This window comes from Mesorhizobium sp. M0802 (assembly GCF_040320115.1).
Lineage (GTDB): Bacteria > Pseudomonadota > Alphaproteobacteria > Rhizobiales > Rhizobiaceae > Mesorhizobium.
The window spans coordinates 356,017-380,522 of sequence record NZ_JAMYOY010000003.1 but is presented as its reverse complement, the minus strand read 5'-3'; the positions used below and the strand labels follow the sequence as shown (position 1 = coordinate 380,522).

Annotated in this window: 26 protein-coding genes, 1 other RNA gene and 2 pseudogenes; 18 read left to right on the top strand and 11 right to left on the bottom strand. The window is 62.9% G+C overall.

Going from position 1 to position 24,506, the window contains the following annotated elements; genetic code table 11:
- Window positions 1-4: 4 nt before the first annotated feature.
- The 4 genes from NKI10_RS07770 to NKI10_RS07755 all read right to left on the bottom strand — a co-directional run bounded on the left by NKI10_RS07770 (window position 5) and on the right by NKI10_RS07755 (window position 1,812).
- Window positions 5-226, bottom strand: coding sequence for a ribbon-helix-helix domain-containing protein (locus tag NKI10_RS07770; RefSeq protein WP_023668319.1), 222 nt, complete (start codon window positions 224-226; stop codon window positions 5-7).
- A 13-nt stretch (window positions 227-239) separates the two neighbouring features.
- Window positions 240-434 carry a DUF4169 family protein gene (locus NKI10_RS07765; RefSeq protein WP_023667420.1) on the bottom strand — a complete coding sequence of 65 codons (195 nt, stop codon included), beginning with the start codon at window positions 432-434 and terminating at the stop codon, window positions 240-242.
- 18 nt (window positions 435-452) lie between these two features.
- On the bottom strand, window positions 453-998 hold the full coding sequence (locus NKI10_RS07760; RefSeq protein WP_023699585.1) for an SspB family protein: 546 nt from the start codon (window positions 996-998) through the stop codon (window positions 453-455).
- Between the two features lie 130 nt (window positions 999-1,128).
- Window positions 1,129-1,812, bottom strand: coding sequence for a TetR/AcrR family transcriptional regulator (locus tag NKI10_RS07755; RefSeq protein ID WP_023668320.1), 684 nt, complete (start codon window positions 1,810-1,812; stop codon window positions 1,129-1,131).
- Between the two features lie 187 nt (window positions 1,813-1,999).
- Here NKI10_RS07755 and NKI10_RS07750 point away from each other — a divergent pair, with 187 nt between their 5' ends.
- The gene (locus NKI10_RS07750; RefSeq protein WP_023712465.1) at window positions 2,000-3,205 is read left to right on the top strand and encodes a multidrug effflux MFS transporter; all 1,206 of its coding nucleotides are present in this window, start codon (window positions 2,000-2,002) and stop codon (window positions 3,203-3,205) included.
- Between the two features lie 212 nt (window positions 3,206-3,417).
- Here NKI10_RS07750 and ssrA read toward each other — a convergent pair.
- Window positions 3,418-3,776: a transfer-messenger RNA gene (ssrA, locus tag NKI10_RS07745) on the bottom strand.
- A 168-nt stretch (window positions 3,777-3,944) separates the two neighbouring features.
- Between ssrA and NKI10_RS07740 the strand changes: the two genes are divergently transcribed.
- The gene (locus tag NKI10_RS07740) at window positions 3,945-4,256 is read left to right on the top strand and encodes a DUF2853 family protein (protein ID WP_352859452.1); all 312 of its coding nucleotides are present in this window, start codon (window positions 3,945-3,947) and stop codon (window positions 4,254-4,256) included.
- 359 nt (window positions 4,257-4,615) lie between these two features.
- Window positions 4,616-5,410: a thymidylate synthase gene (locus NKI10_RS07735; protein WP_023682098.1), complete on the top strand. Its 795-nt coding sequence runs from the start codon at window positions 4,616-4,618 to the stop codon at window positions 5,408-5,410.
- Window positions 5,411-5,421: 11 nt separating this feature from the next.
- On the opposite strand, the pseudogene NKI10_RS07730 reads toward NKI10_RS07735, so the two are convergent.
- Window positions 5,422-5,621, bottom strand: a pseudogene (locus NKI10_RS07730) (TOBE domain-containing protein).
- A 156-nt stretch (window positions 5,622-5,777) separates the two neighbouring features.
- On the opposite strand from NKI10_RS07730, the gene modA reads away from it, so the two are divergent.
- The 4 genes from modA to NKI10_RS07710 all read left to right on the top strand — a co-directional run bounded on the left by modA (window position 5,778) and on the right by NKI10_RS07710 (window position 8,815).
- Window positions 5,778-6,575 (top strand): molybdate ABC transporter substrate-binding protein, encoded by a 798-nt coding sequence (gene modA / locus NKI10_RS07725; protein WP_023735950.1) that lies wholly within the window; start codon window positions 5,778-5,780, stop codon window positions 6,573-6,575.
- Window positions 6,576-6,590: 15 nt separating this feature from the next.
- On the top strand, window positions 6,591-7,295 hold the full coding sequence (gene modB, locus NKI10_RS07720) for a molybdate ABC transporter permease subunit (RefSeq protein ID WP_023667413.1): 705 nt from the start codon (window positions 6,591-6,593) through the stop codon (window positions 7,293-7,295).
- Complete coding sequence (gene modC, locus NKI10_RS07715; protein WP_352859398.1) at window positions 7,292-8,404, top strand: molybdenum ABC transporter ATP-binding protein; 1,113 nt, start codon at window positions 7,292-7,294, stop codon at window positions 8,402-8,404. The genes modB and modC overlap by 4 nt, the downstream gene beginning before the upstream one ends.
- 69 nt (window positions 8,405-8,473) lie before the next feature.
- Window positions 8,474-8,815 (top strand): winged helix-turn-helix domain-containing protein, encoded by a 342-nt coding sequence (locus NKI10_RS07710; protein WP_023667411.1) that lies wholly within the window; start codon window positions 8,474-8,476, stop codon window positions 8,813-8,815.
- Window positions 8,816-9,017: 202 nt separating this feature from the next.
- Here the strand turns inward: NKI10_RS07710 and cobF are convergent, their stop codons facing one another.
- Window positions 9,018-9,791: a precorrin-6A synthase (deacetylating) gene (cobF, locus tag NKI10_RS07705; protein WP_352859396.1), complete on the bottom strand. Its 774-nt coding sequence runs from the start codon at window positions 9,789-9,791 to the stop codon at window positions 9,018-9,020.
- A 147-nt stretch (window positions 9,792-9,938) separates the two neighbouring features.
- Between cobF and NKI10_RS07700 the strand changes: the two genes are divergently transcribed.
- The 6 genes from NKI10_RS07700 to NKI10_RS07675 all read left to right on the top strand — a co-directional run bounded on the left by NKI10_RS07700 (window position 9,939) and on the right by NKI10_RS07675 (window position 15,641).
- Window positions 9,939-10,955, top strand: a complete 1,017-nt coding sequence (locus tag NKI10_RS07700; RefSeq protein ID WP_352859394.1) for a DUF4424 domain-containing protein — start codon at window positions 9,939-9,941, stop codon at window positions 10,953-10,955.
- The gene (locus NKI10_RS07695; protein WP_352658038.1) at window positions 10,955-11,473 is read left to right on the top strand and encodes a dihydrofolate reductase; all 519 of its coding nucleotides are present in this window, start codon (window positions 10,955-10,957) and stop codon (window positions 11,471-11,473) included. Before NKI10_RS07700 ends, NKI10_RS07695 begins: the two co-directional genes overlap by 1 nt.
- 145 nt (window positions 11,474-11,618) lie before the next feature.
- Window positions 11,619-12,734, top strand: coding sequence for an FtsH protease activity modulator HflK (gene hflK, locus NKI10_RS07690; RefSeq protein ID WP_023696986.1), 1,116 nt, complete (start codon window positions 11,619-11,621; stop codon window positions 12,732-12,734).
- Entirely contained in the window at window positions 12,734-13,690 is a 957-nt protein-coding gene (hflC, locus tag NKI10_RS07685; protein WP_023750917.1) for a protease modulator HflC, read from the top strand. Before hflK ends, hflC begins: the two co-directional genes overlap by 1 nt.
- Window positions 13,691-13,694: 4 nt before the next feature.
- Window positions 13,695-13,880, top strand: a complete 186-nt coding sequence (locus tag NKI10_RS07680) for a DUF2065 domain-containing protein (RefSeq protein WP_352852894.1) — start codon at window positions 13,695-13,697, stop codon at window positions 13,878-13,880.
- 243 nt (window positions 13,881-14,123) lie between these two features.
- Entirely contained in the window at window positions 14,124-15,641 is a 1,518-nt protein-coding gene (locus NKI10_RS07675; RefSeq protein ID WP_023682088.1) for a DegQ family serine endoprotease, read from the top strand.
- Between the two features lie 46 nt (window positions 15,642-15,687).
- On the opposite strand, the gene NKI10_RS07670 is transcribed toward NKI10_RS07675, so the two are convergent.
- Window positions 15,688-16,260: a GNAT family N-acetyltransferase gene (locus NKI10_RS07670; protein WP_352852895.1), complete on the bottom strand. Its 573-nt coding sequence runs from the start codon at window positions 16,258-16,260 to the stop codon at window positions 15,688-15,690.
- Complete coding sequence (serB, locus tag NKI10_RS07665) at window positions 16,257-17,144, bottom strand: phosphoserine phosphatase SerB (RefSeq protein WP_023725332.1); 888 nt, start codon at window positions 17,142-17,144, stop codon at window positions 16,257-16,259. Before serB ends, NKI10_RS07670 begins: the two co-directional genes overlap by 4 nt.
- Here serB and miaA point away from each other — a divergent pair.
- Window positions 17,134-18,117 (top strand): tRNA (adenosine(37)-N6)-dimethylallyltransferase MiaA, encoded by a 984-nt coding sequence (gene miaA, locus NKI10_RS07660; RefSeq protein WP_023822137.1) that lies wholly within the window; start codon window positions 17,134-17,136, stop codon window positions 18,115-18,117. The genes serB and miaA overlap by 11 nt on opposite strands.
- A gap of 131 nt (window positions 18,118-18,248) precedes the next feature.
- A complete protein-coding gene (locus NKI10_RS07655; protein WP_023668337.1) occupies window positions 18,249-19,040 on the top strand; it encodes a GGDEF domain-containing protein in 792 nt (263 codons plus the stop codon).
- A gap of 225 nt (window positions 19,041-19,265) precedes the next feature.
- On the opposite strand, the gene NKI10_RS07650 is transcribed toward NKI10_RS07655, so the two are convergent.
- Window positions 19,266-21,098, bottom strand: coding sequence for an ATP-binding protein (locus NKI10_RS07650; RefSeq protein WP_352852896.1), 1,833 nt, complete (start codon window positions 21,096-21,098; stop codon window positions 19,266-19,268).
- A gap of 152 nt (window positions 21,099-21,250) precedes the next feature.
- Between NKI10_RS07650 and NKI10_RS07645 the strand changes: the two genes are divergently transcribed.
- The 3 genes and pseudogenes from NKI10_RS07645 (at window position 21,251) to NKI10_RS07635 (ending at window position 22,668) form a co-directional block, all read left to right on the top strand.
- On the top strand, window positions 21,251-21,817 hold the full coding sequence (locus NKI10_RS07645; RefSeq protein WP_023668339.1) for a helix-turn-helix domain-containing protein: 567 nt from the start codon (window positions 21,251-21,253) through the stop codon (window positions 21,815-21,817).
- 4 nt (window positions 21,818-21,821) lie between these two features.
- Entirely contained in the window at window positions 21,822-22,130 is a 309-nt protein-coding gene (locus NKI10_RS07640; RefSeq protein ID WP_352859388.1) for a hypothetical protein, read from the top strand.
- Window positions 22,131-22,145: 15 nt separating this feature from the next.
- Window positions 22,146-22,668: pseudogene (locus tag NKI10_RS07635) on the top strand (GNAT family N-acetyltransferase).
- Here NKI10_RS07635 and NKI10_RS07630 read toward each other — a convergent pair.
- On the bottom strand, window positions 22,665-24,467 hold the full coding sequence (locus NKI10_RS07630) for an NAD(P)-binding domain-containing protein (RefSeq protein WP_352859386.1): 1,803 nt from the start codon (window positions 24,465-24,467) through the stop codon (window positions 22,665-22,667). The pseudogene NKI10_RS07635 and the gene NKI10_RS07630 sit on opposite strands and share 4 nt — an antisense overlap.
- Window positions 24,468-24,506: the final 39 nt, after the last annotated feature.

The window sequence follows — 24,506 nt, the reverse complement described above, 5'->3', positions numbered from 1 at the left end:
CCATTCAGACAGCGCCGCGCTTGGCCCAGTCCAGCACATGCAGCCTGAGCGCCGAGGACAGGTTCGCATCGCGCGGTCTTGTCTCGTCGATCTCCGCGACTAGGGCAGCAAGCGTCAGCTTGCGCGCGGCGGCGATGGCGACGAGATCGTCATAAAAGGGTTTTTCGAGGGAATAGCTGGTGCGATGGCCGCGGATGGTCACGGAGCGTTTTTCGACCGGGCTCACCGCAGGCGGTCCATCAATCGCCCTGGTCTTCCGGGCGTTCGCGGCGGTGGCCGGCGACGAATTTTTCGGCCTTGTCCGATGTCAGACGGTCACGAGTTCTTTCGGCTTTGGAACGGCCGTGCAGAGCGCGGTTCTCGCCGGCGAGCTTTTCCTTTTCGGTGCGCGCCTTCTGCTTGCGGACCTGGCGAAGGTTGACGATTTCGCCCATGTCGCGCCGACCGTCCCGCTACTTCTTGCGGAAGGCGTCGAGCGACACGACGTCGGCGCCCTTGCCGGCGGCGGCATCGGCCACGGCGGGCTTTTTCTCGGCCTCGGTGGCAGCTGCCTTCTTCTCGGCCTTCGGCTTTTTCTCGGAGACGATAGCCAAAGGCTCTGGAGCCGGCTGGGCGGCTGCATCGTCTTCCGCCGGGACGTCGGTCTTGACGTCGAATTCGAGTTCGAAATTGACCGATGGGTCGTAGAAGCCGCGTACGGCCGAGAACGGGATTTCCAGCTTCTCCGGCACGTCGGAGAAGGACAGCCCGACCTCGAAGCCGGTATCGGTCACCTTGAGGTCCCAATACTGGAACTGGATGACGATGGTCATCTGTTCGGGATAGCGCTCGCGCAGCCTGGAGGACACCCGCACGCCCGGCGCGCCGGTCAGGAATGTGATGAAGAAATGATGATTGCCGGGAAGGCCGGTGCGCGCGACTTCGGCCAGAACCTTGCGCATGACGCCGCGCAATGCCTCCTGGGCCAGAATGTCGTAGCGGATGTGGTCGTCGGCCATGTGCTGGTCGGGTTCCGTTGAATCGTCCGCATAGCTGTAATCAAGCTTGAGCGCGGCGTAAACCGGATATAGATCGCTGATGCGCCGAAGCGAAGCCCGTGACGAACGATTTGATCGCCGGCTTTGACGTTCAGGCGCTGGCCAGCTGTTTTTCCACCGCTGCCGCGGATCTGCGCTTGCCAAAAGCGCGCAGGAAGGTGCGCACGCCGTGGGTGGCGGATTGCAACACTTCGTCTTCCGACGGCATGCCGCCTAGCATGAAGGTGGTCTGCAGTTCGGCGTTGGCCAGCGCCAGGAACTGGCGCGCCGCGACATCCGGATCGTCGACTGCGAGATGGCCGGCATGGGCGAGGCGGGCAAAACGGGCGGCAAGTGCGGGCCAGGTTCGGCCCGGCCCCTGGTCGCGCCATTCTGCGAAGAGCTCGGGATAGCGCTCGCCTTCGGTCTGGATCAGCTTGCGCAGGAAGCGTCCGTCGCGGTTGCAGATGCAGTTCTGATTCATGCGCACGGCAAAGCCGATCAGGTCGGCTTCCAGATCCTTCGGCTGGTCTGGGAAAGAGGCGAAGGTGGCGAAGATGCCGGCATTGCAGCGCTCCGTCAGATCGCGCACCACAGCCATGAAGAGCTTTTCCTTGTCGCGGTGGTGATTGTAGATGGTCTGGCGCGACACGCCGGCCTCCACCGCGATCAGGTCGATATTGGCGCCGGCAAAGCCTTCCCGGCAGAAGACCGAAGCCGCCGCATCGATAATCGACATACGCTTGGCCTCGTGGCCGCGTGGCGGGAAAATGTCAGGAGAAACGGCAAGCTTCATAGAAATCTATATAGAGGTGATTGACGAATTAGACAAGGCTGTCTAAATTTGTGGACACAATAAATGGGAATTCGCTCCGTAGAGACGAATAATCTCGCTCTGAGCCGTCGGATTTCAACGGGATGGAACGTCCTAGGGTTAGTCGTCGCGTTGGCGGCGCCAACCAGACTTGAAAGAAGCCTTTATCATGAGTCCCAAATTCCTCCGCATCGCGGTCGTGCTCGGCCTGTTGTCCGCTATCGGCCCCTTCGCCATCGACATGTATCTGCCGGCGTTGCCTTCGATCGGCGAGGATCTGCATGCCGGCACCGCCGCCGTTCAGATGAGCCTTTTGATCTTCTTCCTGTCGATGGGCTTCGGCCAGATCGTCGTCGGACCGATCTCCGACATGGTCGGCCGCAAGCTGCCGCTTTACGGCGGCCTCGCGCTGTTCATGGTCGGCGGTATCGGTTCGGCCATGAGCCCGACCATCGAATGGCTGATCGCCTTCCGCTTCCTGCAGGGACTGGGCGCCAGCGCCGGCATGGCGGTGCCGCGCGCCATCGTGCGCGACCTGCACACCGGCACCGAGGCCGCCAAGCTGATGTCGCTGCTGATGCTGGTGTTTTCGGTGTCGCCGATCCTGGCGCCGCTGACCGGCAGCCAGATCATCGAGAATCTCGGCTGGCGCGCCGTGTTCTGGACGGTGACGGGCGCGGCCCTGCTGGCCACCATTCTGCTGGCGACCTCGCTGAAGGAGACGCGGCCGGCGGAAGAACGCGTCGGTTCCTCCTTCGGAACCGCACTCGCCGGCTATCGCTTCCTCATGGGTGACCGCAATTTCCTCGGCCTGGTGGCGATCGCCGGCTTCGGCATCGCCAGCTTCTTCGTCTACCTCTCGAGTTCGTCCTTCATCCTGATCGACCATTACGGGCTGTCGCCTTCCGTCTACAGCGTGTTCTTCTCGATCAATGCGGTGGCCTTCATCGGCATGTCGCAACTGACGGGGATGCTGTCGGAGCGCTTCGGGCTGAAGCGCGTCGTCTGGGTGGCGGTAACCGGCTATGCCACGACGATGGTTGTGCTGTTCGCAGTCATGGCGACCGGCGTCGACCGGCTCGATGTTATGGCGGCACTGCTGTTCGTCGGCTACGGCTTCCTTGGCCTGGTCATCCCGACGACGTCGGTGCTGGCCATGGAAGAGCATGGCGAGATCGCGGGCACGGCCTCGGCGCTGATGGGCACGCTGCACTTCGCCATCGGTGCGCTGGCGATGGGCGTCGCCGGCATCTTCTTCGACGGCACCCCGCTGCCCATGGTGGCCGGCATCACGCTCTGCGCGGTGATCTCGTTCACGCTGGCCAAACTGACGCTTGGCCGCTCGCGCGAAGCCGTTGAAGCGCCGGCCGAGTAAGCTGACCGCAATCGACCGGAAAGGCCGGGTCATCCCGGCCTTTTTCACGTCTGGGGTAATCCGGCCCCGGCCAGAACCACGGCCTTCGACCGACGCCGGCGGCAAATTGCACCAGCTCATGGCTCAATTTGGTGTAGGCTTCGCGGCCCATCGTCATGCGAAATCCGGCCAGCGGCAGCCGGCATTGAGCGTACGATATCGAGGAGGGGAGAAGTGGAGGTTTCTGTTGCCAGGTACCTCCGAACCCCGCCTAGAAGTGCGAACCTCTAGGACTTGATTTGAAGCTATCGCACCGCTTACGCGGCGAGACGTGCTTCCGCATAGTTGTCATTTGCAACTACAGGTTTAGCCCGATGACGGTGGTACCATGCCGGGCAAAAGTACGATCTTTACACCTTCGTCGATCCTATTTCGCCCCCAGCAACAGCCGCTCTGATCACAGAGCGGTTCTTGGTGGAGGCGCCGGGTACCGCCCCCGGGTCCGAACGGCTTATTACATCGCCCATTTATCGCCATAGTCGGTCAAGCCGACAAAACGAATATAGGGGGCGGGCGCACAAAATGAAAGGCCGCAATGACACTTCTTGGCCGCACCAAACTGCGGCGCCGAGGGTTGACTCGCGCGCGGTCTCAACCGAAGCTTTGCGATGGTGAGGAGTATCGACCGAGCGCACAAGTTGCGGCAGCGCGCCACAGCCCTCATCGATCGGATCCCGTGGCGCCGACATGGGGAAATTTGATGGCCGATTATCTCGCAGACGTGAAGAAATACGACGCCGCCGCAAATGCCGATGTGGTTGCCAAGATTGCGAAACATCTGGGCATCGCGCTGCGCAACCGCGATTCCTCGCTGGTATCCTGCACCGACCCCAAGGAATTGGAGCGCGTCAAGACCAACTGGGTTGCCAAGAAACTCGGCGTGACCGACGGGGCGAAAGCCGACTCAGCGATCGAGAAGACCTGCAAGGCGTTGGCCGCCGACAGCTCCAAGAGCCGCGTGACTTTCTACTATCTGGTCGCCAAGGATCTGGGCAAGCTCGGCTCTTTGTAGAGATTATTGCCGATAGGCAGAGCGCGCGTTTGATTTGCTCCTCACCGGAGGTCAGCACCGCCCCTCATTGCCCTGCCGGGCATTTCTCCCCGTATAGTGACGGGGAGAAAGGGCTGACCGCAGCCTTGGCTCTCTCTCTCTCTCTCTCTCTCTCTCTCGAACGCTTGTGATTGGCGAAACCGCTGATCACAGCGCCCCTCTCCCCGTCCCTATACGGGGAGAGGATGCCGGCAGGCAGGTGAGGGGCAGCGCTAACCATTGAAGAGTGATGGGGCAAGCCGCGTTCTGGTCCCTTTTGCTGTGTTCGGCCGGCGGCCAGTCGGTTATGATGGCGGTAACCCCGAATCGAGGCGAAGCCGATGCGCCAGTATCTCGACCTTTTGCAGCATGTGCTGGACAATGGCGCCGATCGTGGCGACCGCACGGGCACCGGCACGCGTGGGGTGTTCGGCTACCAGATGCGCTTCGACCTGTCGCGCGGCTTTCCCGTCACCACCACCAAGAAGCTGCATCTGAAGTCGATCATCCATGAACTCCTGTGGTTCCTGGCCGGCGACACCAACATCAAATACCTTAGAGATCATGGCGTTTCGATCTGGGACGAATGGGCCGACGAGAATGGCGATCTCGGCCCGGTCTATGGCAAGCAGTGGCGCTCCTGGCCGGATGGCCATGGCGGGTCGATCGACCAGATTGCCAATGTTCTGAAGGAGATACGCAGAAATCCGAATTCACGCCGGCTGATCGTTTCGGCGTGGAACCCGGCCGAAGTGGAGGCGATGGCGCTGCCACCGTGCCACTGCCTGTTCCAGTTCTACGTCTCGGAGGGCAAGCTGTCCTGCCAGCTCTACCAGCGCTCGGCCGACATTTTTCTCGGCGTACCCTTCAACATCGCTTCCTACGCGCTGCTGACCTTGATGGTGGCGCAGGTGACCGGGCTGAAGCCCGGCGAGTTCGTCCATACGCTGGGCGATGCGCATCTCTATTCCAACCATTTCGAGCAGGCGCGCGAGCAATTGCGTCGCACGCCCAAGGCGCTGCCGACGCTGTGGATCAATCCGGAAGTGAAGGACCTGTTCGCCTTCCGCTTCGAGGATTTCCGGCTGGAAAACTATTTTGCCGACGCGTCGATCAAGGCGCCGATCGCGGTCTGATCCGCCCACCTTCAATCAATGCCGACCATGACGCCCGATGCCTTGATCACGGCATAGGCCTGCTTGCCTTTTTCGAGCTCGAGATCGGCAACGGCCTCGTTGGTGATCGAAGCGGTGACGACTGAGCCGCCGACATCACCGCGGACAGGCGAGGTGCTTTGGCGATCTCGACGATCGTTCCCTTGAGGATGTTGCGGGCGCTGATCTTCATCGGAGTTCCTTTCCGGGATTTCGGTGCACGTCCAAACCACAACAATCATGCCGAACATACGCTTTCGCAGGAGGCGGCCTTCCCTTGTTATATTCATCCAGATATATCGGTCGGCAGGAGTCGAGCCAGCAGATTTCAAGCCCAGGGAGAGTTTTCATGTTGGGGCACAAAGGTTTTGGTTTGAGGGCGATCGCGATTGGCGGCTTTGCCGTAGCTCTGATGGCCGTGATGCCGGCGGCTCACGCGGGAGACAAGGTGATCGTGTTTGCCGCAGCCAGCCTCAAGGACGGGCTCGACGCCGTCACCAAGGCCTGCGAAGCCGATGTCGGTGAAGCGGCGACCGTCTCCTACGCCGCGAGCTCGGCGCTGGCCAAGCAGATCGAAAGCGGGGCGCCCGCCGATGTGTTCATCTCGGCCGACCTCGACTGGATGAAATATCTCTCCGACAAGAAACTGACCAAGCCGGACACCGAGGTGAAACTGCTCGGCAACCACATCGTGCTGGTGGCGCCAAAGGATTCCAAGGTCGAAACCAGGATCGAGAAAGGCTTCGACCTCGCCAAGCTGATCGGCGACGGCAAGCTCGCCATGGGCGACGTCAAGGCGGTGCCGGCCGGCAAGTATGGCAAGGCGGCACTTGAATCGCTCGGCGTCTGGTCGTCGGTCGAAGGCAAGGTGGCGCAGGCCGAGAATGTGCGCGCCGCGCTGAAGCTGGTTTCAACGGGCGAGGCCGCGCTCGGCATCGTCTATGCCACCGACGCGCATGCCGACAAGGGAGTCAAGGTGGTCGGCACCTTCCCGGAGGATTCGCACCCGCCGATCATCTATCCGGTTGCCCAGACCACCGATTCGAAGGACAAGGATACCCCGGCTTTCCTGAAGTGCCTGCAGTCCGCCAAGGCGGTGGAGCTGTTTAGGGATCAGGGTTTCACCGTGCTCACGCCGAGCAATTAAGGTAGCGGCTGACGCATGAACTGGCTGCTGGACCTCACTCCCGACGAATGGAATGCGGTCCGGCTGTCGATCAAGGTGGCGACGGTGGCGATGCTGTTCAGCCTGCCGCCGGGCATCTTGATGGCGCTTTTGCTGGCCCGCGGAAAATTCTGGGGCAAGACGCTGCTCAACGGTGTGGTTCACCTGCCGTTGATCCTGCCGCCGGTGGTGACAGGTTATCTCTTGCTGCTTACCTTCGGCCGGCGCGGGCCGGCGGGAGCGTTCCTGGCCGAGCATTTCGGCATCGTCTTCTCGTTTCGCTGGACCGGCGCCGCACTGGCCTGCGGTATCATGGGCTTTCCCCTGATGGTGCGGGCGATCCGGCTGTCGATCGAGGCGGTCGACCGCAAAATGGAGGCAGCGGCGGGAACGCTCGGCGCCAACCCGATTTGGGTCTTCGCCACCATCACGCTGCCGCTGATCCTGCCCGGGCTGATCGCCGGCTCGATCCTGTCCTTCGCCAAGGCGATGGGCGAGTTCGGCGCCACCATCACCTTCGTCTCCAACATTCCCAACGAGACGCAGACGCTGCCTTCGGCGATCTACACCTTCACGCAGGTGCCTGGCGGCGATGACGGGGCGCTCAGGCTGACGCTGATCTCCATCGTCATCTCGATGGCCGCATTGGTCGCCTCGGAAGTGCTGGCGCGGCGCGTCGGCCGGCGGATGGACATCGAATGAGCGTGCTGGTGGACATCAGCCATCGGCTCGGCGGTTTCGCCGTCGACGCGCGTTTCGAAAGCGCCGGGCGGCTGACGGCGCTGTTCGGGCCATCGGGCTCCGGCAAGACGACGCTGATCAACGTGATCGCCGGCCTGATCCGGCCGACCAAGGGCCGTATCGCGGTCGACGGCTGTGTGCTGGTCGACACCGATGCCGGCATTTTCGTGCCGAAGCACAAGCGCCGGATCGGCATGGTGTTCCAGGACGCGCGGCTGTTTCCGCATATGAGCGTGGCCGGCAATCTGCGCTATGGCCGCTGGTTCACGCCACCGGCGGAGCGCTATGCGGATATCGACGCGGTCGTCGAACTGCTCGGCATCGGTCCTCTGCTCGACCGGCGACCGGCAAAGCTCTCGGGCGGCGAGAAGCAGCGCGTGGCGATCGGCCGGGCGCTGCTTGCCAGCCCGAAACTGCTGTTGATGGACGAGCCGCTGGCCTCGCTCGACGATGCGCGCAAAGCCGAGATCCTGCCCTATATCGAGCGGCTGCGCGACGAGACCAAGCTGCCCATCGTATATGTCAGCCACTCCGTCGCCGAGGTGGCGCGGCTGGCCAGCGACGTGGTGGTGATGGCGCAAGGCAAGGTCGCTGCCTCAGGCCCGACCGGCGCGATCATGCAACGGCTCGAATTGCTGCCGGCGGAGGAACGCGGCGAGGGCGGCGCGGTTCTCGACACCAAGGTGCTGCGCCATGATGAGATCTTCGGGATGACCGTGCTCGGCTCGGCGGCGGGCGAAATCCGGGTGCCGCTTCTGGCGGTCTCGGTCGGCGCGCCTGTGCGCATCCGAATCCGCGCCCGCGACGTGATGATCGCCACCGAACAGCCGAAAGGTCTCAGTGCGCTCAACATCCTGCCGGGCGCCATCGTCACAATCGGCTCGGGCGAGGGGCCGACGGTCGAAATCGGCATCGACTGCAATGGCGCAACCGTGCTTGCGCGCATTACCGAACAATCCAGGCAGGTACTGAACCTTCAACTCGGCGGCAAGGTCTTCGCGGTGATCAAGACGGTCAGTTTCGACCGTGCCAACACCGGCGCCGGGCTGCCGGCCGAAGCGGATGGCTGATAACCGCTATATCGTTTTGGAATAGCGCTATGGGTCGAGAGGGGCTAGTGTGACTGTGGAGGACAAGAGATGCCGTCGCTGAGCCTGCGGATAAATCTCGATCCGGACGGGCGCATAGGTCCGGGCAAGATCGAATTGCTGGAGCAGATCGCCACTTTCGGCTCGATCTCGGCTGCGGCACGCGGCATGGAGATGTCCTACAAGCACGCCTGGGATCTGGTGGAAGATATGAACCGTGTGTTCGGCAAGCCACTGGTCGCGGCGCAGACCGGCGGCAAAAAGGGCGGCGGCGCACAGCTGACCTCAGTTGGCCTTGCAGTTGTCAGCCGTTTTCGCGCTATCGAGCGCGCTGCGGCGGCAGCGGCGGCCACGCATATGGACGCCTTGCAGGCGGAGATTGATGCTGGGTGAGGGTTGAAGCTTGCGGTCCGTCACACCCCCCTCTGTCCTGCCGGACATCTCCCCCGCAAGGGGGGAGATCAGCTCGCCCGTAGACGGGCGCTAATCTGTTAGGCGATTGGCGAAATCCTCCGTGACGGCCAATCTCCCCACTAGAGGGGGAGATGTCCGGCAGGACAGAGGGGGGCGCGAAGGAACTCGACCTTTGAGCGCGCTATTCCTCGGGCTCTCCTGCTTTACGCAGCAGATAGGTGTCCATGATCCAGCCCTTTCTTTTCCGGGCTTCTTCTCTCGTCCTCTCAATCTCCTCGCCGACATCCCCCAGGCGACCGGAAACGATGATCTCGTCCGGTGTGCCGAGATAGGCGCCCCAATGGATGATCAGATCCTTGTCTGCCAGCGTGTTGAAGGCGCATTTGCCGTCGAGCATGACCACGGCGCTGCCGGCATTGTGCGGCATACCTTGTTCGGCGAGGCGGCGGCCGGTGGTGATCAGCACGGGGTCGCCGATGCGGTTCAGCGCCATCTTGTGGCCGGCGGCTAGCGCCTGGACGGCGGTGATGCCGGGAATGACCTCCAGTTCGAATGCGACATTGCCCCTCAGTCGTACGCGCGCGAGGATGCGCAGCGCGCTGTCATAGAGCGAGGGGTCGCCCCAGATCAGGAAGGCGCCGCAGCCGTCCTCGGCAAGTTCGTCGCGGACCAGGCTCTCATAGATCTGGGCGATGGCCTCGTGCCAGTCATCGACGGTCGAGCGATAGGAAGGCGCCGGCTCGGCGCGCACCGGCACGTCGAACTCGACGCGGCGCGATTTCGGATTGCTGACGAAACGGTCGCAGATATGGCGGCGCACTTCGGCAAGGTCGTTCTTCTTCGCCCCCTTGTCGGGGATAAACAGGACGTCCGCCCGGTTTAGGCCTGATATGGCCTGCACGGTCATATGGTCGGGATTGCCGGCGCCGATGCCGATGACGAGAAGCTTGCGCATGACGCGAACTCCTGCCCGATCGAAACCTGTTAGTCCAGACCGCCGATTGGCGTGTCCAGACACTGTGGCGTCCTGCTGGGAGACGGAAGGCTTTGAAACGCCACATTGAAACGGCTAGGGTCGCGGCATTCTTGGCGAGGGGCTTCGATGTTGCAATATGTCCTGACCGTAGCGCTGGCGCTTTCAGCCGCGCCCGCTTTGGCCAATGATACGACCGCCGAACTCGGCACGGGTGGCCTGATCCTGTCGCGTAGCGACGCAGTGTCGATGCAAAGCGAGGACCTCTATATCTCGCCGGAAAAGGTCACGGTCGACTACGTCTTCCACAACAACACCGACAAGGATGTAAATGCCATCGTCGCTTTTCCGCTGCCGGACATCGAAGGCAATCCGGAGGAAATGCCGGCGATCCCGGAAAACCAGAGCGACAATTTCCTTGGCTTCGAGGTGACGATCGACGGAGCGCCGGCAAAGCCGCAGCTCGAGCAGAAAGTGTTCGCTGTCGGCATCGATATCGGCGCCGATCTGAAGGCGCAGAACGTGCCGTTCAATCCGTTCGGCGATGCGGCCAAGGCGGCCCTGGCGAAGCTGCCGAAAACGGTCGCCGAGGATTGGGAAAACCGCGGCATCATCATCGAGGATACGGGCAGCGACGGTACCGAGGCGAACAAGGTCTATACGCCGTGGTGGCAGTTGCGCTCGACCTATTGGTGGCGCTCGACCTTTCCGGCCAACAAGGATGTCCACGTCTCGCACCGCTACAAACCGAGCGTCGGCGGCACGTCATCGGTCAGTTTCTTCTATGACGGCAAGTTCTCCGAGGGCGGCCAGTACACGACCTACAAGACCCGCTACTGCATGGACGACAGCTTCGAGAATGCGGTGCGGCAGGCCGCCAAGGCTGACGGTTATCCGCATTTTTACGAGAATCGCATTGCCTATATCCTGACCACCGGCGGCAACTGGGCCAATGGCAGCATTGGCAGGTTCAAGCTAACCGTCGACAAGGGCAATCCGAAAGCGCTGATCTCGTTTTGCAGCGACAATGTGAAGAAGGTCGGGCCGACGACCTTCGAGACGAAGGCGCAGGATTTCTATCCCGAGCACAACATCGACATATTGCTCTTGGAGCCGTCGGATGACGGCGCCGGGGAAGCCAACTGATGGACGTCGCAATCTATGTCGCCATCGCGCAGAACGGCGTCATCGGGCGCGACGGCGGCTTGCCGTGGCGGCTGTCCACCGATCTCAAGCGCTTCAAGGCCGATACGATGGGCAAGCCCGTCATCATGGGCCGCAAGACTTATGAAGGCATCGGCCGGCCGCTGCCGGGCCGATTGAACATCGTGGTGACCCGCGACAAGGCCTGGCGCGCCGAGGGCATCGAGGTGGCGCACTCGCTGGAAGCCGCGATCCAGCTGGCCACGGTGCGCGGGCGTTGCATGAACGGCGTCGACGAAATCTGCGTCATCGGTGGCGGCGAGATCTATGCGCAGGCGCTGCCGCTGGCAGACCGGCTGCACGTCACCCATGTGCTGGCGGCGGTCGATGGCGACGCGCATTTTCCCGACATCGATCCGGATTTGTGGCGCCTTGTCAGCGCTCAGGACGTTCCGGCCGGTGAAAAGGACAGCCATGCGACGCGCTATTCGGTTTACGAGCGACGCCGCGGCGTGCATTGAGACGATAAAAGGGTCGCGAACGTCCAAAACGGACATGCTCGGCAGCGGATCGCGTTGAAAGCGCATCGCTGCGTCCCTATAGAAGAACAACTGGATTTTGCGCCGCAACGCCGGCGCCGAGGGAATTCCAAGCGAAAGGACATTCATGCCCTGGAACGACAAGAGCGGCGGTGGCGGCGGCCCATGGGGCGGCGGCGGCGGCAACAATCAGGGACCCTGGGGGCAGGGACCGAAGGGGCCTAGCGGCCCGCCGGGGTCACCTCCCGATCTCGAAGACATCATCCGCCGCGGCCAGGACCGGCTGCGGCGCGCGCTGCCCGGTGGCGGCGGCGCCAGCCCGGCCGTCTTTGCGCTGATCGCAGCGGCTCTGATCGTGCTGTGGGCGTTCAAGGCGGTCTACACCGTGCAGCCGGACGAGGTTGCGGTCGAGCTGCGCTTCGGCAAGCCGAAGGCGGAGCTGTCGCAGCCGGGCCTGCATTTCCATTGGTGGCCGGTCGAAACCGTCGAGACGGCCAACATCGCCGAACAACTCGTCGATATCGGTGGTGGCGGCGCGACGAGCGGCAACTCGTCGGGGCTGATGCTTACCGGCGACCAGAACATCGTCAACGTCCAGTTTTCGGTGGCCTATCAGGTCTCCGATCCCCGGGCCTATCTGTTCGACGTCTCCGATCCCGAAGGCATGCTGCAGCAGGTCGCAGAGAGCGCCATGCGCGAAGCGGTTGGCCGGCGACCGGCGCAGGACATCTTCCGCGACGACCGTCAGGGCATCGCCGCGTCGGTGCGTGAAATCATCCAGACGACGCTGGACGGCTACAAGGCCGGCCTGAACGTCAACGCGGTTTCGATCGAGGACGCGGCGCCGCCGCGTGAAGTGGCCGACGCGTTCGACGAAGTGCAGCGCGCCGAGCAGGACGAAGACAAGTTCGTCGAGCAGGCCAACCAGTATTCCAACCAGAAGCTCGGCCAGGCGCGTGGCGCCGCGGCGCAGATCCGCGAGGACGCGGCAGCCTACAAGAACCGTGTCGTCCAGGAAGCCGAAGGTGAGGCGCAGCGCTTCATCTCGGTCTATGACGAATACGCCAAGGCGCCCGACGTGACGCGCCGGCGGCTTTATCTGGAAACGATGGAGAAGGTGCTGAAGGATTCCAACAAGGTCATCGTCGAACAGGGCAATGGGCAAGGGGTCGTTCCCTATCTGCCGCTGCCGGCACTGCAGCCGAAGGCGCCGCCGCCTGCGACCACGGGAGGAGCCCAGTGATGGCCAATCGTCTTCCCATCATCGCGGTCATCGCGGCCGTGCTTCTGTTCCTGCTCTACTCCTCGGTCTTCGTGGTCAACGCGCGCCAGCAGGCGCTCGTGCTGCGGTTCGGCGAGATCGTCGACGTGAAGAATGAACCCGGCATCTATTTCAAGGCGCCTTTCGCCTTCTTCGACGCCGACAGCGTGCAATTGATCGAAAACAGGGTGCTGCGCTTCGATCTCGACAACATCCGCGTCCAGGTTTCGGGCGGCAAGTTCTACGAGGTCGACGCTTTCATCGCGTACCGCATCTCGGATCCGCGCGTGTTCCGCTCAGCCGTGTCCGGTCAGATCACACTGGCCGAAGCACGACTGAGGACGCGTCTCGATGCGGCGCTGCGCCGTGTCTACGGTCTGCGCGACTTCGAGGCGGCGCTTTCGGAAGAGCGGGCCGTGATGATGCGCGAAGTGCGCGATCAGCTTCGGCCCGACGCCACCTCGCTCGGCCTGCAGATCGAGGATGTGCGCATCCGCCGAACCGATCTGACGGCCGAGGTTTCGCAGCAGACCTTCGACCGCATGAAGGCCGAACGTTTGGCCGAGGCCGAACGGCTGAGGGCACGCGGCAAAGAGGCCGCGCAGCGCATCACCGCCCGCGCCGACCGCGAAGTGGTGGAAATCGTCGCCGAAGCGCGCAAGGAATCGGAAATCCTGCGTGGTGAAGGTGAAGCCCAGCGCAGCGCGACCTTTGCCGACGCCTACAAACGCGATCCGGCGTTCTTCGACTTCTACCGGTCCATGAATGCCTATGGCACGGCGCTGGACAACTCCGGGACGACGATGGTGCTGTCGCCGAACTCGGAGTTCTTCCGCTTCTTCCGCAATCCGGACGGGACGGACGCGAAGCCGGCTGCGCCTGCGGCTCCGGCGACGGCACCTGCCGCGCCGGCTGCACAACCTGCACCCGCCCAGTAGGGCGGTGCAGGATTTCCTTGCGGCCATAGGCCTGGTCTGCGTCGTAGAGGGTCTGGTCTATGGCGGCTTTCCCGGCCTTGCCAAACGTCTTGCCGGCGAAGTGCTGTCGACGCCGGAAATTGCGCTGCGCATCGTCGGGCTGGTGGCGATCGCCATTGGCGTCGGCATCGTCTGGTTGGTGCGTGGCTGAGGACCGCTGATCTAACCAATTCCAGGAAAAGTGTGAGCGGTTTCCGTCCGGAATTGCGTAAAAGCAAAGAGATTGAACGGTTCGCCGTTTCCGCGAGACGGCCAACCGTTCTAGAAGGTGTAACGGAGGATTTCTCCTCCTGATGTGGCCATAGCCGCAAACGTGCCGTATTTCTTGCCAACATGACGCGACGCGGCGTTTTGCCGAAGCGCTTTTTCTTTTCAGCAATCCGGGAGGCTTTCGATGACATCCAACACCCTTCTGCGCGCGGCGCGGCGGACGTTCATCGCAGGTGCTGCGGCACTTATGGTCGGCGCGCTTGCCGTTCCGGCTTTCGTGACGCCGACGGTGGCCGCGGACGGACCGGCTTCGGTTGCCGACCTCGCCGAAGGCCTGCTCGGTGCGGTGGTCAACATCTCGACCTCGCAGACCGTGAAGGGCACGGAAGGTCCGGGCGCGGTGCCGATGCCGCAGCTGCCGGAGGGTTCGCCGTTCCAGGATTTCTTCGACGACTTCTTCAAGAACCGTGGCGGCGACAAGGATGGCGGCGCGCAAAAGGTACAGTCGCTGGGCTCCGGCTTCGTGGTCGACGCCGAGCAAGGCATTGTCGTCACCAACAACCACGTCATCGCCGATGCAGACGACATCGAGGTGAATTTCTCCGACGGCGTGACGCTCAAGGCGACGCTGGTCGGCACCGACACCAAGACCGACGTGGCGGTGCTCAAAGTCGACCCGAAGGGCCACAAGCTGACGGCGGTGAAATTCGGCGATTCCAACAAGATGCGCGTCGGCGACTGGGTGATGGCGATCGGCAATCCGTTCGGCCTTGGCGGCACGGTGACGGTCGGCATCGTCTCGGCCCGCAACCGCGACATCAATTCCGGCCCCTATGACGACTTCATCCAGACCGACGCCGCCATCAACCGCGGCAATTCCGGCGGGCCGCTGTTCAACAGCCTGGGCGAGGTCATCGGTATCAACACGGCGATCATCTCGCCGTCGGGCGGCTCGATCGGCATCGGCTTCTCCATCCCCTCGCAGCTTGCCTCGGGCGTCGTCGACCAGCTGCGCCAGTTCGGCGAGACCCGTCGCGGCTGGCTCGGCGTGCGCATCCAGCCGGTGACCGACGACATCGCCGAGAGCCTCGGCATGGCCACCGCCAAGGGCGCGCTGGTGGCCGGCGTCATCAAGGGCGGACCGGTCGACAACGGCACAATTCTCGCCGGCGACGTCATCATCAAGTTCGACGGCAAGGACATCCATGAAATGCGCGACCTGCCGCGCGTCGTGGCGGAAAGCCCGGTTGGCAAGGCGGTCGACGTGATCATCGTGCGCAAAGGCGTCGAGCAGACGGTGAAGGTGACGCTCGGCCGGCTTGAGGACGGCGAGAAGGTTGCCGCCGGTGAGGACGGCACTACCGATGAGGACAAGGGCGGCGACAAGGCGCCCGCGGTCTCCACGGCCTCGGTGCTCGGCATGACCGTCGGCGAGCTCAATGACGACACACGGAAAAAGTTCGGCATCGCCGCCGACGTTTCCGGCGTCGTCATCACCGACGTCACCAAGGATTCGGCTGCAGCCGAGCGCGGCATCCAGGCCGGCGAGGTGATCACCGAAATCGCCCAGGAATCGGTCGCGACCCCGAAAGACGTCATGGACCGGATCGGCGCGCTGAAGGAGCAGGGCCGCAAGAATGCGCTCTTGATGCTGGCGTCGAAGACAGGCGAGTTGCGCTTCGTGACGATCCGGATGGATTGAGTCCGGTCAGGCCTGCAACGATCTGATTTCGAAATGAAAAGGGCGGCTAGTTAGCCGCCCTTTTTCTTGCCTGCCAGTCCTTGCGCGACAGGGTGTAGAGGACATGCCGCTTGAGGTGCGGGTGGCTGTCAGGGATGGATGGGTGGTCGAAATCGCGAGCCGGGTCAGGGCTCATGCCAAGACGCTCCATGACGGCCGTCGAGCGGCGGTTGGCCGCGACGGCGAAGGAGACGATCTCGTCGCGGTCAAGCGTTTCGAAGCCAAAGGCGAGCCAGGCTTCGGAGGCCTCCGTGACATAGCCCTTGCGCCAGAATTCCGGCGCCAACCGCCAGCCGATCTCGATCGTATCGGAAGGCAGGGACGGCACGTGATCGGTCTTTAAGAGACCGACGAAGCCGATGCATTCCCCAGTCGCGGCGATCTCGGCGGCGGCAAAACCAAAGCCGTCCTCGGCGATCCAGCCCCGAAACTCGTCCATCTTGGCATCCGTCTCGGCGCGGTCGCGGCGGAACGGAAAGAATTCCATCACCCGCTCGTCCGAATTGATGCGGTGGAAGAGTTCGCGATCGCAGTCTTCCCAGTTGCGCAGGATGAGGCGCTCGGTGCGCATCGGTTTCATTGGGCGAACTCTTCCTGGCGGTAGCCCTGGAGATAAAGCAGCGCGGTGAGATCGCCATGGTCGATGCGGACCTTGGCTTCGGCAGCAACGGCCGGCTTGGCGTGGAGCGCGACACCGGTGCCGGCCAGGCGGATCATGTCGAGGTCGTTGGCGCCGTCGCCGACCGCAATCGCATCGAATGGCGTCAGGCCGAGGCGGGCCGAGATATCGTTCAGCGCATCGGCCTTGGCGGCGCGGCCGAGGATCGGCTCGGCGACCAGGCCGGCAAAGCGCCCGTTCTCCTCGATCAGGCGGTTGGCACGGTTTTCCTCGAAGCCGAGCATGGCGGCGACACGGCTGGTGAAGACGTCGAAGCCGCCGGAGACAAGCGCCGTCCAGGCGCCATTGGCGCGCATCGTCTGCACCAGAGCGCGGCCGCCCGACGCCAGCGTCAGGCGGTTCGCGATGATGCGGTCGACGACGGCGGCATCGAGGCCTTTCAGCAGCGCCACGCGTTCACGCAGCGCCGGCTCGAAAGCGATCTCGCCGTTCATCGAGCGTGCCGTGATGGCGGCAACGCGGTCCTTGACGCCGATCTCGTCGGCGAGTTCGTCGATGCATTCCTGGTCGATCATGGTTGAATCCATATCGGCAAGCAGGATTGTCTTGCGGCGGCTTTCGGCCTGCTGAACGATCACGTCGACCGGCTCTGAACCAAGTGCTGTGCGCAAGGCCGCACTTGCCTCAGCGGCTTCTGCCCCCTCGGGCAACACCAGATCGCAGGCGACGCCTTCGCCCAGCCAGCGAACAGCGCTTGCGCCGACCGACCGTGAGGCCATATTCGCAAGCGAGGCCGACATCGCGCGGCGGACGGGGTGAGACACAAGCGTGGCAATGAGCGGCATCGAGACTTCCAAGCAGCTAGGCGAGGGCGGGCAGGCGGGCGAGGGCCGCGTGAAGAACGCGATCCTGATAGCCGGGCCGACCGCCAGCGGCAAGTCGGCGCTGGCGCTCGATCTCGCCGAACGCAAGGGCGGTGTCATCGTCAACACCGATTCCATGCAAGGCTACTCGGTGCTCGACGTGCTGACGGCGCGGCCGAATGCCGCCGATCTCGCCCGCGCGCCGCACTTTCTCTATGGCCACGTGCATCCCTCGACCGCCTATTCCACCGGCGCCTGGCTGCGCGACGTGATGAAGCTGATCGATGACGGCACGCTTGCCCGGCGACCCGATGGCGCCGGCTTCGAACGTCCGGTGATTTTCGTCGGGGGCACCGGGCTCTATTTTCGCGCACTTGCCGAGGGCATTTCGGAAATGCCCGACATTCCGCAGCAGGTACGCGACCGCTGGCGCTACGAGTTAAAGGAGCAAGGCGCAGCCAAGCTGCACCGCATCCTGATGCATGAAGATTCGGCGGTCGCCATGCAGCTGAAGCCGACCGACGGCCAGCGCATCGTGCGGGCGCTGGAGGTGCTCGACGCATCCGGCCGCTCCATCCTAGAATGGCAGGCAGCGCGCGGCCGGCCGCTGATCGACCGCGACAGCGCTCGGTTCTTCGTTATCGAGCCGGACCGCGCCCCCCTTGTCGAGCGGATCGAAACAAGGTTCGACCGCATGCTCGATCTCGGCGCGCTCGATGAGGTCAAACGGCTTGCGGCGCTTGGCCTCGATCCCGACCTGCCGGCGATGAAGGCGATCGGCGTTCGCGAACTTTCGGCTGCCATGGCGGGTGACATCAGCTTTCCTCAGGCCATCGAGCGCTGCAAGGCAGCGACGCGGCAATATGCCAAACGGCAAACGACGTGGTTTCGCCATCAGCTGGGACCGGAATGGCTGAGATTGCAGCCCGGCGGCCGCTTGCAAACCGCGATTTGATTTTCGTGCTGCCAATACAATTAAAGAAACAGAAGTAGGAATGAACATTCCCGCTCCGGTTGTCTGGATTAACCGTCCGTAAGGCGCCGGCATGCCATAGATCCGGGGGGTACTTTTGCAACGGGAAGCAGATGCGTTTCCACAAGGCGGAATCCGCATTTTTCGTCTTTATTTTCGTGATCCTGGCCGCAGGCCTGGTGACGCTTTATGCCTATGGTCAATTGCAGTTCATCGCGGTCGGTCACGATACGACTTCCCGGGTCGAGAGGATCGCCTATCTCAACACGCTGCTGTTTGTCACCGGGGTGCTGCTGGCGACAGCGCTGTTCTTCGGCGTGTTCTTCATCTACCCGCTGATCCGTAGGCAGGCCACGGAAGAGGGCAAGCTGCGCGCCATGACGGTTTCGCTCAGCGCCCGCTCGGAAACGCTGCAGCATGCGGCATTGACCGACGGCCTTACCGGCATGCAGAACCGGCGCTACTTCGATGATGCGCTGAAGGAATATCTCGAGGAATTCCGCCGCATCGAAAAGCCCGTCGGGCTGATGATCCTCGACCTCGACCACTTCAAGCAGGTCAACGACACGCATGGCCACGATGTCGGCGACGAGGTGCTTAGGGCAGTCGCCAATTGCCTCAAAGGCATGACGCGCTACCACGATGTGGTGGCGCGGCTTGGGGGCGAGGAGTTCGCCGTCGTCACGCCCAACATGGATGCGGAGTTGTTGGGGAAGTTCGCCGAACGCATCCGCAAAGCGATTGCCAACATGTCGGTGCTGTCGGGCAATGTCCGCCTCAAGATCACCACCAGCGTCGGACTAGCCGTCTGGGATCGGAAGGAAACCGCCGAGGAATTCTACCGCCGCGCCGACCGCCAGCTCTACGAGGCGAAGAGGCAAGGCCGCAACCGCGTCTGCGCCTAAAATCCCGAAGAAGAATTCATGAGGCCGGTTGCCTGACGTGGCTTTCTCGACTTCCGGTGCTCACGGACTAAATGTCCGCTCCGCTCCGGCTTCTCGAAAGCCACGCCATTCAATCCGGCCTGATGAATTCCCTTTCGGGATTTTGCCCAAGCGGGCCAACGAAGCCGAGCCCCGGCGCAACGGCGGCTTCTCAATTGGCCGGCAAAAAAGTCGCTACGCTGAAGGTCAATCGTTCTGCGGGCGCATGCCGAAGGTTGTGGGCTTGAGGCCGTAGCGCAGGTCGAAATCGTCGTCGGGCTGGATGCGCTGGGCGGTGGCCGGCTTGCGGTAATCGGGATCCCCGGCCTGGCGGCCAGAGTCCACGACCTCGGCGAAGGCCATCTGCTGCTGCGGTTTCGGGACGTTGCGCAGCCGCTCGACGATGGCGGCGAGATCGACGTCGTTGCCGTCCTGCGAGAACTCGTCCTGCTCTCGCTTGGCGGTGCCGGGGATCAGGTTCTCCGCCAGTTTTTCGAACTTCAGCCGCATGGTCGTCGCCACGCCTTCACCGAAGGCGATGGCTTCGCGCTGGCCCATGGAGGACAGAAAGGCCAGCGTCGAGGCGGAGGAATCGGCGATCGCCGAGCGGATGATTGCCTGGTCCTGCTCGTTGGCCAGCCGCATGGCGAAGAAGGTCGAGCATTGCGACAGGATGGTCGGATCGAGTTCACCCGGGCGCTGGGTGACGACGCCGAGATAGCAGCCATATTTGCGGCCTTCCTTGGCGATGCGCGACAATGCATGCCTTGTCGGGGCGAAGCCGAGGCGCGGATCGGCCGGCATATAGCGGTGCGCTTCCTCGCACAGCAGCAAAAGCTTCAGCCGGCCCTCGCTCCACAGCGCAAGGTCGAAGGCCAGGCGCGCCAGCACCGAACAGACGGAGTTGACCACTTCGGACGGCATGCCGGCCATCTCGAAACAGGTCACCGGGCGGCCATGATGCGGCACACGGAAAATATTGCCGATCGTCTCGTGGATCGTGTCCTCGATCAGCCGCGAATTGAACATGAAGCGATAGCGCGGGTCGGACGCGGCGGACTCGATGCGCGTCTTCAGCGATTTCAGCGTCGGGCGGTCGTTCTTGCTTTCCAGGAGGCCCATGCGCTCGTCGATCTGCTTGATGAGATCGACCATGCGGTAGGGCACCGGCGTGTCGGCGGTCAGCGCATCGCTGCCGCGGCGCACATAGGAGCCTGAATTGGGATTGCGATAGAGGTTCTTGGCGGCGGGGATCAGGTCGCGCAGGACATCGACTTCTTCCGGCACGACCTCTCGGCCGCGAAACAGCACTTCGGCGAATTCTTCAAGCCTGAACATCCAGAACGGCAGGTCAAGCGTCTTGGAATCGACCCGGACGCAGAACTCAGGCAGGGATGCCGCGAATTCATTGTGCGGATCGAGAATGAGGATTCGCAGATCGGGCCGGGCGGCGATCGATTTGCGCAGCAGCAGCGAGATGGCGGTGGATTTGCCGACGCCGGTTGTGCCGACAACGGCAAAATGGCGCGCCAGCGTGTCGTCGATGGCGATGTTGGCGTCGATCGACTCATCCTGCGACAGCGTGCCGATGGTGATCGAATGACGCCCGGCGAGATCGTAGACCGCCTGCAGGTCACGGGTACGGATGCGGTGCGCTATGGCGCCGATATGCGGATAGGTGGTGATGCCGCGGTCGAACACCGGTTTGGCGCCGGGCTCCGCGCCGTCGCGCACTTCGCCGATTAGTTCGACGCTGACCTCGATGGGATTTTGTCCCTCATTGCTCCAGGCGCGATCCGACTTGCCGATTTCGTAGACCAGACCAACGGTGCGCGATGTCCCGAGATTGATGGAGATCATCTTGCCGACGGTCCACAGGCCGGTGACCGCTCCTTCGATGTCGTCGGCATAGGCGCTGATGGTGGCGCGCGCACCGTCGCACTGCACGACGTTGCCGAGAATGCGCTTGTCGCTCTGCTCTGCGCGGCGGCGCTCCTGCGAGGTCGGTTCGCCGACGGAGGCTTCGCGCTCGACAAACATACGATCCGATCCCCATTCTCGTGGAGCGTCGATCCTACACAGACGGGGTTAAGGTGGCGTGATGCGGGATGGTGTAGCAGGGGTTAACCCGTCAGCGAAAATTCAACCGGCCGGCCTCTTTTCCGAATCCAAATATTCGATATATTGGACGAATGACTGATATAGCGAATGACATGTCGGCTACGATCGGCAGACGAATCCACGCCGAAAGAGCCTTGCGGGACTGGTCGTTGGCCGACCTGGCGAACCGCTCCGGCGTCTCCAAAGCCATGCTCAGCACTATCGAGCGCGGCATGACCAGCCCGACGGCCGCGCTGCTGGTGCGCATCGCCGCTGCTTTCGGCATGACGCTGTCGACGCTGATAGCACGCGCCGAGCAGCAAGGTGGCGGCCTGCTGCGCGAGAGTGAGCAGCCGGTTTGGCGCGACCCCGGTACGGGCTATGTCCGTCGGCATCTGTCGCCGGTTTCCGACACGCCGCTCGAATTGATCCGGGTGCAACTGCCGGCTGGCGCCAGTGTGAGTTTCCCGGCGGCGTCCTATGCCTTCATCAAGCAGCAGATGTGGCTGATCTCCGGGCGACTTGAGTTCACCGAGGGTGATATGGTGCATAGTCTCGAGCCCGGCGACTGCCTGGCGCTAGGCGCGCCGTCGGACTGCACGTTCCATGCCGTCGGACCGCAGCCGGCCGACTATCTGGTTGCGCTGGTCAGGGGCTGAAATCGTGGCAAGACGTCCCAAGCGCTCCGACAATGGCGGACCGCCGCTCGATGATTACAAGGGCCCGCCATGGGGCAAGGGCGATCCCTACATCTTCCTGGCCTGGCAGGCAGCGCATGCCAAGGCGTGGAAGGCGCCAAGCCGTGACGTGATGCTGATGCGCATGGAAAAGGCCGAGCGGCTTGGCCTGACGTATGAGGAATACACGCTCGAAATCCTCGAACGCGGGCTGCATCTGCAGCCGAAAGACACCGATCGCATCGCCGCGATCAAGGCGACACGAAAGCGGCGCCGCGTCGCGCGTCTGGATTAGCAAGGGAAAGTGCAGGTGAGTCCCATCGAAATCAGGTCGCTGACTGCGGGAACACGCGACATGCTGGCCGACCTCCTGATCGAGACGGTCGCGGCCGGCGGCTCCGTCAGCTTCATGCATCCCTTATCCAGGCAAGCGGCGGAAACTTTCTGGAGCAACTCGTTGATGGCAGCAGAGAGAGGCGAAAGAGCGGTGCTGGGCGCTTGGTATGGCGACGCGTTGGTCGGCACCGTCACCTTGCTGCTCGACTTTCCGGTCAATCAGCCGCACCGGGCCGAGATCGCCAAGCTCATCCCGCGTCGAACACCGCGGCAAGGGCATAGCGAGCCGGCTGATGCGGGCGGCCGAAACGCTCGCCGTCGAGAAAGGCCGCACGCTTCTGGTGCTGGACACCGCAACCGAGGAGGGCGCTTCCGGCCTTTACGAAAAACTCGGCTTCACGCTCACTGGCGAAATACCGGACTTTGCCTTGAAACCGCATGGCGGGCTGACCGGCACGCTCATCTACTGGAAGCGCATCGGCGGCGCTGCCTACTAACCCTTGTGATGAACCTCTTGCAGCGCGTAGACCGGCGTCGCGATGCCTTCCATGCGCGCCTTCAGCTGCAGCGCCAGGAACTGGGAGTAATGGCGCGACTGGTGCAAATTGCCGCCATGGAACCACAGTGCCTCCTGCTGCGTCGGCTTCCACATGTTGCGCAACTCGCCTTCCCAGGGGCCTGGGTCCTTGGTGGTGTTGGAGCCGAGGCCCCAGCATTTGCCGACCTTGTCTGCGACCTCCCGTGAGATCAAATCGGCCGCCCAGCCATTCATCGAACCGTAGCCGGTGGCGTAGACGATGAGATCGGCCGACAGTTCCGATCCGTCGGAGAGCAGAACGGAGTGCTCCTTGATCTCCTTCACGTCGACACCGCTTTTCAGCTTGATCGACCCGTCGATGATCAGGTCGGAGGCGCCGACATCGATGTAATAGCCCGAGCCGCGCCGCAGATATTTCATGAACAGGCCGGAGCCATCGTCGCCCCAGTCAAGCATGAAGCCGGCCTTTTCCAGGCCCTTGTAGAATTTGTCGTCGCGCTTCTTCATCTCGGCATAGGCCGGGATCTGGAATTCGTGCAGGATCTTGTAGGGCAGGGAGGCGAAGACGAGGTCGGCCTTGGCGGTGGTCATGCCGCTCGCGACCGCCTTTTCCGAATAGAGCGAGCCCAGCCCGATCTCCATCAGCGTGTCCGACTTGACGATATGCGTGGTCGAGCGCTGCACCATGGTGACGTCGGCGCCGGCCTCCCAAAGGGCTGCTGCAATGTCGTGGGCGGAGTTGTTCGAGCCGATGACGACAGCTTGTCTGCCGACATAGGCATCGGGTCCCGGATGCTTCGAGGAGTGATGCTGGTCGCCCTTGAATGTGTCCATGCCCTTGAAGTTCGGCATGTTGGCCTTGCCGGATTGCCCCGTGGCCAGCACCAATTGTTTCGGCTTCAGCGTGATGTCCTTGCCGTCGCGGCGCACGACAACGGTCCATTCCTTTTTCTTGTCGTCATAAACGGCGCTCTTGGCCTCGGTCGATGACCAGTAATTCAGCTCCATCACCTTGGCGTACATTTCCAGCCAGTCGCCGATCTTGTCCTTGGGCGCGAAGACCGGCCAGTTCTTGGGGAAGTCGATATAGGGCAGATGGTCGTACCAGACCGGGTCGTGCAGGCAGAGCGATTTGTAGCGCTTGCGCCAGCTGTCGCCGGCACGCTCGTTCTTCTCGACGATGATGGTGGGCACGCCGAGTTGCCGCAGCCGGGCGCCGAGCGCGATGCCGCCCTGGCCGCCGCCAATGATGAGCGTATAGGGCTGCGTCTTGAAGCCGAGTTCGGCGGCTTCCTTCTCGCGCTCCTCCTTCCAGGTCGGGCGGTTCTTGCCATGGCCGTGCTTGGCGCCGAGCGGGCGGTCGAAACCGGCCGGCTCCTCATGGCCCTTGAGCTCGACCATAGTGGTGAGCAGCGTCCAGATCTTGCCGTCCTTCAGCCGGATGTGGCCGAAGCCGCGCGCGACAGACGTTTCGAAACTGATCCAGCCGTCGAGCACGCCGTCGCTTTCCGTGGCATCCTCGCCCTTGGCGATCGCCCAGTTCGACGGTTTGGTCCTGGCCAACTGGCTGACCAGCATGTCGCGCACCTGATCGCGGCCTTCCATCGTCTTGATGTTCCAGGTGAAGGTGACGAGATCGCGCCAGTAACAATCCTCCTGGAAGCAGGCGACCGCCTTGTCGATGTCGCCGGCGGTGAGTGCCGCGCCGAAGCGATCGAGCAGGTCGGAAAGCTTCTTGTTGGGGGCCTTGTCGAGCATTGAATTTCCTCCGCGATTTTTCCTGGCCGCCTGTAGCGA

Excerpts from the sequence above, each read along its gene's own strand:
- NKI10_RS07765 (WP_023667420.1), bottom strand. The coding sequence starts at position 434 with ATGGGCGAAATCGTCAACCTTCGCCAGGTCCGCAAGCAGAAGGCGCGC.
- NKI10_RS07760 (WP_023699585.1), bottom strand. The coding sequence starts at position 998 with ATGGCCGACGACCACATCCGCTACGACATTCTGGCCCAGGAGGCATTG.
- NKI10_RS07755 (WP_023668320.1), bottom strand. The coding sequence starts at position 1,812 with ATGAAGCTTGCCGTTTCTCCTGACATTTTCCCGCCACGCGGCCACGAG.
- NKI10_RS07750 (WP_023712465.1), top strand. The coding sequence starts at position 2,000 with ATGAGTCCCAAATTCCTCCGCATCGCGGTCGTGCTCGGCCTGTTGTCC.
- NKI10_RS07740 (WP_352859452.1), top strand. The coding sequence starts at position 3,945 with ATGGCCGATTATCTCGCAGACGTGAAGAAATACGACGCCGCCGCAAAT.
- NKI10_RS07735 (WP_023682098.1), top strand. The coding sequence starts at position 4,616 with ATGCGCCAGTATCTCGACCTTTTGCAGCATGTGCTGGACAATGGCGCC.
- modA (WP_023735950.1), top strand. The coding sequence starts at position 5,778 with ATGTTGGGGCACAAAGGTTTTGGTTTGAGGGCGATCGCGATTGGCGGC.
- modB (WP_023667413.1), top strand. The coding sequence starts at position 6,591 with ATGAACTGGCTGCTGGACCTCACTCCCGACGAATGGAATGCGGTCCGG.
- modC (WP_352859398.1), top strand. The coding sequence starts at position 7,292 with ATGAGCGTGCTGGTGGACATCAGCCATCGGCTCGGCGGTTTCGCCGTC.
- NKI10_RS07710 (WP_023667411.1), top strand. The coding sequence starts at position 8,474 with ATGCCGTCGCTGAGCCTGCGGATAAATCTCGATCCGGACGGGCGCATA.
- cobF (WP_352859396.1), bottom strand. The coding sequence starts at position 9,791 with ATGCGCAAGCTTCTCGTCATCGGCATCGGCGCCGGCAATCCCGACCAT.
- NKI10_RS07700 (WP_352859394.1), top strand. The coding sequence starts at position 9,939 with ATGTTGCAATATGTCCTGACCGTAGCGCTGGCGCTTTCAGCCGCGCCC.
- NKI10_RS07695 (WP_352658038.1), top strand. The coding sequence starts at position 10,955 with ATGGACGTCGCAATCTATGTCGCCATCGCGCAGAACGGCGTCATCGGG.
- hflK (WP_023696986.1), top strand. The coding sequence starts at position 11,619 with ATGCCCTGGAACGACAAGAGCGGCGGTGGCGGCGGCCCATGGGGCGGC.
- hflC (WP_023750917.1), top strand. The coding sequence starts at position 12,734 with ATGGCCAATCGTCTTCCCATCATCGCGGTCATCGCGGCCGTGCTTCTG.
- NKI10_RS07675 (WP_023682088.1), top strand. The coding sequence starts at position 14,124 with ATGACATCCAACACCCTTCTGCGCGCGGCGCGGCGGACGTTCATCGCA.
- NKI10_RS07670 (WP_352852895.1), bottom strand. The coding sequence starts at position 16,260 with ATGAAACCGATGCGCACCGAGCGCCTCATCCTGCGCAACTGGGAAGAC.
- miaA (WP_023822137.1), top strand. The coding sequence starts at position 17,134 with ATGAGCGGCATCGAGACTTCCAAGCAGCTAGGCGAGGGCGGGCAGGCG.
- serB (WP_023725332.1), bottom strand. The coding sequence starts at position 17,144 with ATGCCGCTCATTGCCACGCTTGTGTCTCACCCCGTCCGCCGCGCGATG.
- NKI10_RS07655 (WP_023668337.1), top strand. The coding sequence starts at position 18,249 with ATGCGTTTCCACAAGGCGGAATCCGCATTTTTCGTCTTTATTTTCGTG.
- NKI10_RS07650 (WP_352852896.1), bottom strand. The coding sequence starts at position 21,098 with ATGTTTGTCGAGCGCGAAGCCTCCGTCGGCGAACCGACCTCGCAGGAG.
- NKI10_RS07645 (WP_023668339.1), top strand. The coding sequence starts at position 21,251 with ATGACTGATATAGCGAATGACATGTCGGCTACGATCGGCAGACGAATC.
- NKI10_RS07630 (WP_352859386.1), bottom strand. The coding sequence starts at position 24,467 with ATGCTCGACAAGGCCCCCAACAAGAAGCTTTCCGACCTGCTCGATCGC.